The sequence below is a fragment of the Caballeronia sp. genome (assembly GCF_028292365.1).
Lineage (GTDB): Bacteria > Pseudomonadota > Gammaproteobacteria > Burkholderiales > Burkholderiaceae > Caballeronia.
The window spans coordinates 1-6,952 of record NZ_JAQGMM010000057.1 but is presented as its reverse complement, the minus strand read 5'-3'; the positions used below and the strand labels follow the sequence as shown (position 1 = coordinate 6,952).

General features: G+C 60.0%; 7 protein-coding genes. 2 read left to right on the top strand and 5 right to left on the bottom strand.

Annotated features, from left to right (window positions below; all coding sequences use genetic code 11):
• The 3 genes from JWR14_RS03480 to JWR14_RS03470 all read right to left on the bottom strand — a co-directional run.
• Nucleotides 1-344 (bottom strand): FAD binding domain-containing protein (locus JWR14_RS03480; protein ID WP_299701409.1); only part of this gene is annotated, 344 nt, incomplete at its 3' end.
• 13 nt (nt 345-357) lie between these two features.
• The gene (locus JWR14_RS03475; protein ID WP_299701406.1) at nt 358-1,041 is read right to left on the bottom strand and encodes a 2Fe-2S iron-sulfur cluster-binding protein; all 684 of its coding nucleotides are present in this window, start codon (nt 1,039-1,041) and stop codon (nt 358-360) included.
• A 197-nt stretch (nt 1,042-1,238) separates the two neighbouring features.
• Nucleotides 1,239-2,285, bottom strand: coding sequence for an FUSC family protein (locus JWR14_RS03470; protein WP_299701403.1), 1,047 nt, complete (start codon nt 2,283-2,285; stop codon nt 1,239-1,241).
• Nucleotides 2,286-2,623: 338 nt separating this feature from the next.
• On the opposite strand from JWR14_RS03470, the gene JWR14_RS03465 reads away from it, so the two are divergent.
• Nucleotides 2,624-4,072 carry an NAD-dependent succinate-semialdehyde dehydrogenase gene (locus tag JWR14_RS03465; RefSeq protein ID WP_299701400.1) on the top strand — a complete coding sequence of 483 codons (1,449 nt, stop codon included), beginning with the start codon at nt 2,624-2,626 and terminating at the stop codon, nt 4,070-4,072.
• A 15-nt stretch (nt 4,073-4,087) separates the two neighbouring features.
• Here JWR14_RS03465 and JWR14_RS03460 read toward each other — a convergent pair whose 3' ends face one another.
• Nucleotides 4,088-4,324 carry a hypothetical protein gene (locus JWR14_RS03460; protein WP_299701397.1) on the bottom strand — a complete coding sequence of 79 codons (237 nt, stop codon included), beginning with the start codon at nt 4,322-4,324 and terminating at the stop codon, nt 4,088-4,090.
• Between the two features lie 87 nt (nt 4,325-4,411).
• Between JWR14_RS03460 and JWR14_RS03455 the strand changes: the two genes are divergently transcribed.
• A complete protein-coding gene (locus JWR14_RS03455) occupies nt 4,412-4,606 on the top strand; it encodes a type II toxin-antitoxin system Phd/YefM family antitoxin (RefSeq protein ID WP_299701394.1) in 195 nt (64 codons plus the stop codon).
• A gap of 39 nt (nt 4,607-4,645) precedes the next feature.
• Here JWR14_RS03455 and acnA read toward each other — a convergent pair.
• On the bottom strand, nt 4,646-6,952 hold a 2,307-nt coding region (gene acnA, locus JWR14_RS03450), incomplete at its 5' end, for an aconitate hydratase AcnA (protein WP_299701391.1).

Sequence of the window (6,952 nt, the reverse complement as noted above, 5' to 3'; positions counted from 1 at the left end):
ATGTTGCGCAACTGCGCCGACGCACCCGAAAGCAACGCCTGCGACAGCACGGGATAGTGCGTCTTGATCAGCGGATGATTCGCGAGATCGGCATTGCGTACCGTCGCGCCTATCGTGACGCCGCCGTTGTCGAGTATTTCGACCTTATCGAGCGGTAGGCGATGGATGTCGATGACCTGCGCCGGGCGCTCCACGTCAAGCTTCATCAGGTCGAGCAGGGTTGTGCCTCCGGCCAGAAAGCGTATCGATGGCATGCTTTGAAGGCCGGCGGCATTGCTCTGCGCCGTTGCCATGTCGAGCGCCTGTTTGACGTCGGCCGCGCGCTTGAGTTGGAAGTGTTCCATTCGTTCGCTCCTTTTAAGCTTTTTGGCGAACTTGCTGGATCGCGGTCACGATATTCGAATAGGCGCCACAGCGGCAGATATTCCCGCTCATCGCTTCCTTGACGTCCTCGTCGCTGTGGCCGTAGGGCTCTTTGAGCAGCGCGACGGCGGACATGATCTGCCCCGACGTACAGTAGCCGCATTGAAAGCCGTCATGCTCGACAAAGGCTGCCTGCATCGGATGCAGATTGCCAGGCCGTCCAATACCTTCGATAGTCGTAATCGCTTCGCCTTCGTGAGTAGCCGCAAGGCTCAGGCACGAATTCACTCGCCTGCCATCCACATGGACCGTGCACGCGCCGCACTGGCCGTGGTCGCAGCCCTTCTTGGTGCCGGTGAGGCGGAGATGTTCGCGCACGCAATCGAGCAGGGTGGTGCGTGGATCGATATCCAGTTCATGCAACGTGCCATTGACGTTCAATTGCACGTGAACATTGCCACTGTCCGCTGGTACGGCGCCGCTTGGCGCACCGTTCTGGCTTGCTTCATCGGAATCTGCAAGCGCGGTATCCGCAAGCGCAAGCGAATGAAGTTGCCCGGTGCCCACGGCGACACCCGCCGCACCGACGCGTGTCAAGAAGGAGCGGCGCGTCACACGCTCGAAGAGTGTCGCCGGCTCGTCGTCAGTCGCGTCGGGTTGCTGAGGCTTGTCGTTCATGAGTCGAATTCCCGTTGATGCATGGATAGAAGACGACCGACATCGCATCGTCTTGGCATTCGATACTCATCATAGGCAACTGCGGTGGCGTCAAGATGGCCGCGAGATGGCGGGAAGATGGCGCGCGACTCCGGGCCGTGCCTATGCGTTGCCCGGTGGGCAGTATCTCGATAGCGCGATGGCCGCGCGTGCTCTTTCTACTCAGGTTTATCCAGCACTTCCACCGTCGCGATCAGATCCCCGAAATCCTGTACCAGCAAGTTCAGCACGAATGCCAGCACGGTGTTTTTCTCTATCGTTTCACATGCGTTGTTTGATGCCGTTCTCAGCTGCTCGAACGACGCACGCGCGAGCCGGACCTTCTCATCTTGATGGCTTTGATCGGCATCGAGCGTGGCGGCCAATGTTTTGGCAGCCTCGGTAAATGCGTCGGCGGTCATGTTCAGCGTATCGCGGTTAGCCGCGCTCAGTCGTCTTGCCAACTCGGGATCGCCGGTGCAAGCCTTACCCAGAAACAGCGCGTCCCGATGCAGCCGGGTCAGCATGGGCGCCACCTTGTCGACCACGTTCCCGCGCGTACGTTTCACCGGCAGGATGATGTGCTCACGCCCCGCTTCGGTAATGGCCTCGTCAAGTGCCTTTTCGGCGGCGGCGGAACGCTGATGCAGGTGCTCAGCGCCATCCGCGTCATCGGGCTTGCGCAGGGTCAGCGTGATCAATTCACCCAACGCCAGGACGATTTCACTCGCGCGGTCGTGGGCCGCATTGATCGCACGATTCGGCATCAGGAACGCGACCAGGAGCGCCGAGCCTCCCCCAATCAGGATTTCAAGCACACGGTCGATCGGACGTTCGAACGGGGAGCCCATTCCACTCGCCGGAACCAGCACAACAACGACGAGCGTCACGCAGGCGAGCCGGAGGGTTGGCCGCCACGCGGCCAGTGCTGCGAGCGGCAAAAGTGCAATGGCGAACACGATAAGCGGCGGCGCGCCGCGCAGGATGGCGAACAAACCGGCCACACCGACCACTCCACCCATCACCGCCCCAATGATCTGGTCGCGGCCAGTATTCAGCGCCTGGTTGAGACTGGGCTGCGTGACGACAATCAGGGTGGTGATAATCGCCCAGTAAAGCTCGGGGAGCGTGGCGAGTTTCGCAACGCCGTAGCTCAGCACGCAACTGATGAGCGTGCGGGCGAAGCGCCGGAGTTCGGGCGTGGACGTGAGTTTTTTTGTGAGCACTAGGTGGCTATTGGCTGAATTTTGTCGGGATGTCCGGCTCGGGGACTTGGCGGTTTTCGTGGCGGATGCGCGGGCGCAGTCCCCGAAGGCTGCCATCAGCCGGAGCGGTCAGTTTAAATTCAATCCGATGAAAATATCCGACGTGAACCCGCCTCCAGCCGCCCGCTACGGCCAACAGTAGCGCCTTCATTCGCCGCTGCGAGCAAAACCCGTGTGATCGCGTTACCATAAATGGTTAATTCGCTGGGTTTCGAGCGTTGAGAATGTTGGAATGTTGAATCGACCCCGGCGGCAATTTCCCCAATAACCATGACCACCACGAACATCAGGAGCCAAGCATGAGCGAAAGCACTTTATCGTGTCAGTATCCGAGCACGCAGTTGTATATCGACGGCGCATGGCGCGCGGGCAGCCGCGACACCGCCGTAGTCAACCCGGCGACGGAAGCGGAAATCGGCCGCCTCTCGCTGGCCGGCGAACAGCAACTCGCTGAAGCTGCCGAAGCCGCCGGACGCGGTTTCGCGGTGTGGCGCAAGGTATCGGCATTCGATCGCAGCAAGCTCATGCGCCGTGCCGCGCAGAACCTGCGCGACCGCGCCGAGGAAGTGGCCGCGATCATGACCATGGAACAGGGCAAGCCGCTGGCCGAATCGCGCATTGAAGTGCTGGGCGCAGCGGATACCATCGACTGGTTTGCGGAAGAAGCGCGCCGGACCTACGGCCGCGTGATCCCGGCGCGTGCCGGCAATGTGCGCCAGATCGTGACGCGTGAGCCAGTCGGCCCGGTTGCCGCTTTCACGCCGTGGAATTTCCCGATCAATCAGGCCGTGCGCAAGGTGTCGGCGGCGCTGGCAGCAGGGTGCTCGGTCGTCCTGAAAGGACCGGAAGAAACGCCGGCAAGCTGCGCGGCGCTGGTTCAGGCTTATATCGATGCAGGTTTGCCCGCTGGCGTGCTGAACCTCGTGTATGGCGTTCCCGCCGATGTCTCGAAGTTCCTGATCGCGCATCCGCTGATCCGCAAGATCTCGTTCACGGGCTCGACGGCAGTCGGCAAGCTGCTGGCCGCGATGGCCGGCGAGCACATGAAACGCGCCACGATGGAACTCGGCGGCCACGCACCCGCGCTGGTTTTCGCCGATGCCGACATCCCGCGCGCCGCGAAGCTTCTGGCCAGCGCCAAGTTTCGCAACGCCGGTCAGGTGTGCATTTCGCCGACGCGGTTTATCGTCGAGGAATCCGCATACGAGGAATTCACGGAGCATTTCGTCGCGACGACGAAGAAGCTGAAGGTCGGTAATGGCCTGGAAGAAGGCGTGCAAATGGGGGCGTTGGCGAATGGCCGCCGCCTGCAGGCAATGGAACGTCTGGTCGCCGATGCGGTGGAGCAGGGTGCGAAGGTGTTGACGGGTGGCGAACGCATTGGCCGTGAAGGATATTTCTTCGCGCCGACAGTGCTCGCCAATGTGCCGATGTCGGCTCGCATCATGACCGAAGAACCGTTCGGTCCGATCGCGCCAATTTCGACGTTCAAGTCTTACGATGAAGCTATCGTGGAAGCGAACCGCTTGCCGTATGGTCTGGCTGCGTATGCATACACGCGCTCGAGCGCGACGTCGGCGGCGGTGGGTGAAGACATCGAAAGCGGCATGGTGTCGATCAACCACCACGGGCTGGGAATTCCGGAAACGCCGTTCGGCGGCGTGAAGGATTCGGGATATGGCTCGGAAGGCGGCAGCGAAGCGATGGAAGCGTATTTGGTGACGAAGTTTGTGAGCGAAGCGCGGTAAGAGCCTCATCTAACCTCAGGTGAAAACGCGGCGCGGCTTTTGGCCACGTCGCGTTTTTCTTTGTTCGGCGCTTTCGCCCGGAGTTTTACCGACGTCTTGGATTCGTTCAAAATCGGAATCTAACCCGACATTTGGCATCGACATAAGTAGCTTGATGAACCTGGCATTTCGGGCTTTGCCCTCGGGCGTTTTACTCGCTTCCTCTCGTTCGGCGCGCGAACGACTGAGCTTTCTGGTGACAACTTTCTTCATTCTTTCTCCTGGATATGATTGGCCCGACGCATGACCGCGTCGAAGATCGTGCAATGATCTTACGTTACCAAAGACCTGGATCGAAGAATGAAAATTCGCATGCTTAAAAAACTTCGCATCGTGATGATTTCGGAGAGTGAGTACAACAGCATGCAAGAGACACTGCGTCTCCTTGGTTCGGCGAAAAATGCAGAACGGCTGCGCGAACCAATCGCTGAATTCAAAGCAGCGAACCCGAAAAAAAACCCGGCCGAAGCCGGGTTCAATGTTCCCGCGCCCTGATCTCAATAGGACGCGGTCACCTGCAACAAATACTGAAACTCACGCTGCCAACAGCGAGCGCAGCACGAACGGCAGGATCCCGCCGTGCTTGTAGTAATCCACTTCAATCGGCGTATCAATACGCAGCAACACCGTCACGCGCTGCACGCTGCCATCCTTGCGATGGATCACAAGCGTCACTTCCTGCTGCGGCTTGATATCCGACGTGAGACCTTCCAGATCGAACGTTTCTTCGCCCGTGATGTTCAGCGACTGCACGCTGTCCGTGCCCTTGAACTGCAGCGGCAACACGCCCATGCCGACCAGGTTCGAACGGTGAATCCGCTCGAAACTACGCGCCACGACCAGCTTCACGCCGAGCAATTGCGTGCCCTTCGCGGCCCAGTCGCGCGACGAACCCGTGCCGTACTCTTCGCCCGCAAACACGATAGTCGGCGTGCCTTCGTCGATGTACTTCATGGCTGCGTCATAGATCGACATTTCTTCGCCGCTCGGCTGGAATATCGTCAAGCCGCCTTCCACGCGCGAACCGTCTTCCTTCAGTGGGATCATCAGGTTCTTGATCCGCACGTTCGCGAAGGTGCCGCGCATCATCACGTCGTGGTTGCCGCGACGCGAGCCGTAGCTGTTGAAGTCGGCCTTCTGCACGCCGTTCGCCTTCAGCCACACGCCTGCAGGCGAGCTTTCCTTGATCGAACCAGCCGGGCTGATGTGATCGGTCGTGACCGAGTCACCGAAAATGCCCAGCGGACGCGCGCCCTTTACTTCAGGAATGCTGTCGGCCGGCGTCATCGAAAAGTCCTTGCCGAAGAACGGCGGCTCAGCGATGTACGTCGACTTCGGCCAGTCATACACCTGGCCCGCTTCGCCTTCAATCTTGCTCCACAAGTCGCCGGTCTTCGTGAGTTCAGCGTAGTTCTTGCGGAACGCATCGGCGTCGAGTGCGTACTTCAGCAGCGCGTTGACTTCTTCGCTCGTCGGCCAGATGTCGCCGAGGAAAATGTCCTTGCCGTTCTTGCCCTTGCCGACCGGTTCCGTCATCAGGTCGACCGTCATGTTCCCGGCGATGGCGTAAGCCACCACCAGCGGCGGCGACGCCAGGAAGTTGGCGCGGATGTTCGGGTGAATACGCGCTTCGAAGTTACGGTTACCGGACAGCACGGCGGCGGCCACAATATCGTTCTTCGTGATCGCGTCGTTCAGTTCCGGCGTCAGGTCGCCCGCGTTGCCAATACACGTCGTGCAGCCGTAAGCGGCCAGCGTGAAGCCGAGCTGGTCGAGATACGTCAGCAGGTTGGTCTTCGTCAGGTACTCGGTGACAATCCGCGATCCCGGCGCCAGCGACGTCTTGATGTGCGGTGCCACGGTCAAACCGGCTTCCACGGCCTTTTTCGCGAGCAGGCCAGCGGCGAGCAACACGCTCGGGTTCGACGTGTTCGTGCATGACGTGATGGCGGCGATCAGGATGTCGCCGTTCTTCACATCGACCTTGTTCGTGGTCGTGTATTGCTTGTTCAGGTCGGCAGCTTTCTTGCCGAAACCGTTGTCGCTGACAGCCGCCGAGAACAGTTCGGTGAAGTTCGACTTCACGTTGCCGATTTCGATACGGTCTTGCGGGCGCTTCGGGCCAGCCAGCGACGGAGCAACCGTGCCGAGGTCGAGCGTCAGCGTCTTCGTGTAATCGATGTCGCCGGCCTTCGGCACGCCGAACAGGTTCTGCGCTTTGAAATAGGCTTCGAACGCCGAGATTTCTGCGTCGGTACGACCCGTTCCCTTGAAGTAGTCGATGGTCTTTTCATCGACGGGGAAGAAGCCCATGGTTGCGCCGTATTCCGGCGCCATGTTGCCGATGGTCGCGCGGTCCGGCAGCGACAGCGACTTCGTGCCTTCGCCAAAGAACTCGACAAACTTGCCGACGACCTTCTCTTTGCGCAGCATTTCGGTAACGGTCAGCACCAGGTCGGTTGCCGTCACGCCTTCGCGAATCTTGCCCTTCAGCTCGACGCCCACCACATCCGGCGTCAGGAAATACACTGGCTGGCCGAGCATGCCGGCTTCAGCTTCAATACCGCCCACACCCCAGCCCACCACGCCAATACCGTTGATCATCGTCGTGTGGCTGTCCGTGCCGACGAGCGTGTCCGGGTAATACACCGTATCGCCGTCGACCGTTTTCTTGTGTACGCCACGCGCCAGGTATTCCAGGTTCACCTGGTGGACGATACCCACGCCCGGGGGCACGACCTTGAACGTATCGAAGGCTTGCATGCCCCACTTCATGAACTGGTAGCGCTCGTTATTGCGCTGGAATTCCAGCTTCATGTTCAGGTCGAGCGCGTCTTTCTG

Bases quoted from the DNA above. Each gene is read 5' to 3' on its own strand.
- JWR14_RS03455 (WP_299701394.1), top strand. From the start codon at position 4,412: ATGAAAATTCGCATGCTTAAAAAACTTCGCATCGTGATGATTTCGGAG.
- JWR14_RS03465 (WP_299701400.1), top strand. From the start codon at position 2,624: ATGAGCGAAAGCACTTTATCGTGTCAGTATCCGAGCACGCAGTTGTAT.
- JWR14_RS03460 (WP_299701397.1), bottom strand. From the start codon at position 4,324: ATGAAGAAAGTTGTCACCAGAAAGCTCAGTCGTTCGCGCGCCGAACGA.
- JWR14_RS03475 (WP_299701406.1), bottom strand. From the start codon at position 1,041: ATGAACGACAAGCCTCAGCAACCCGACGCGACTGACGACGAGCCGGCG.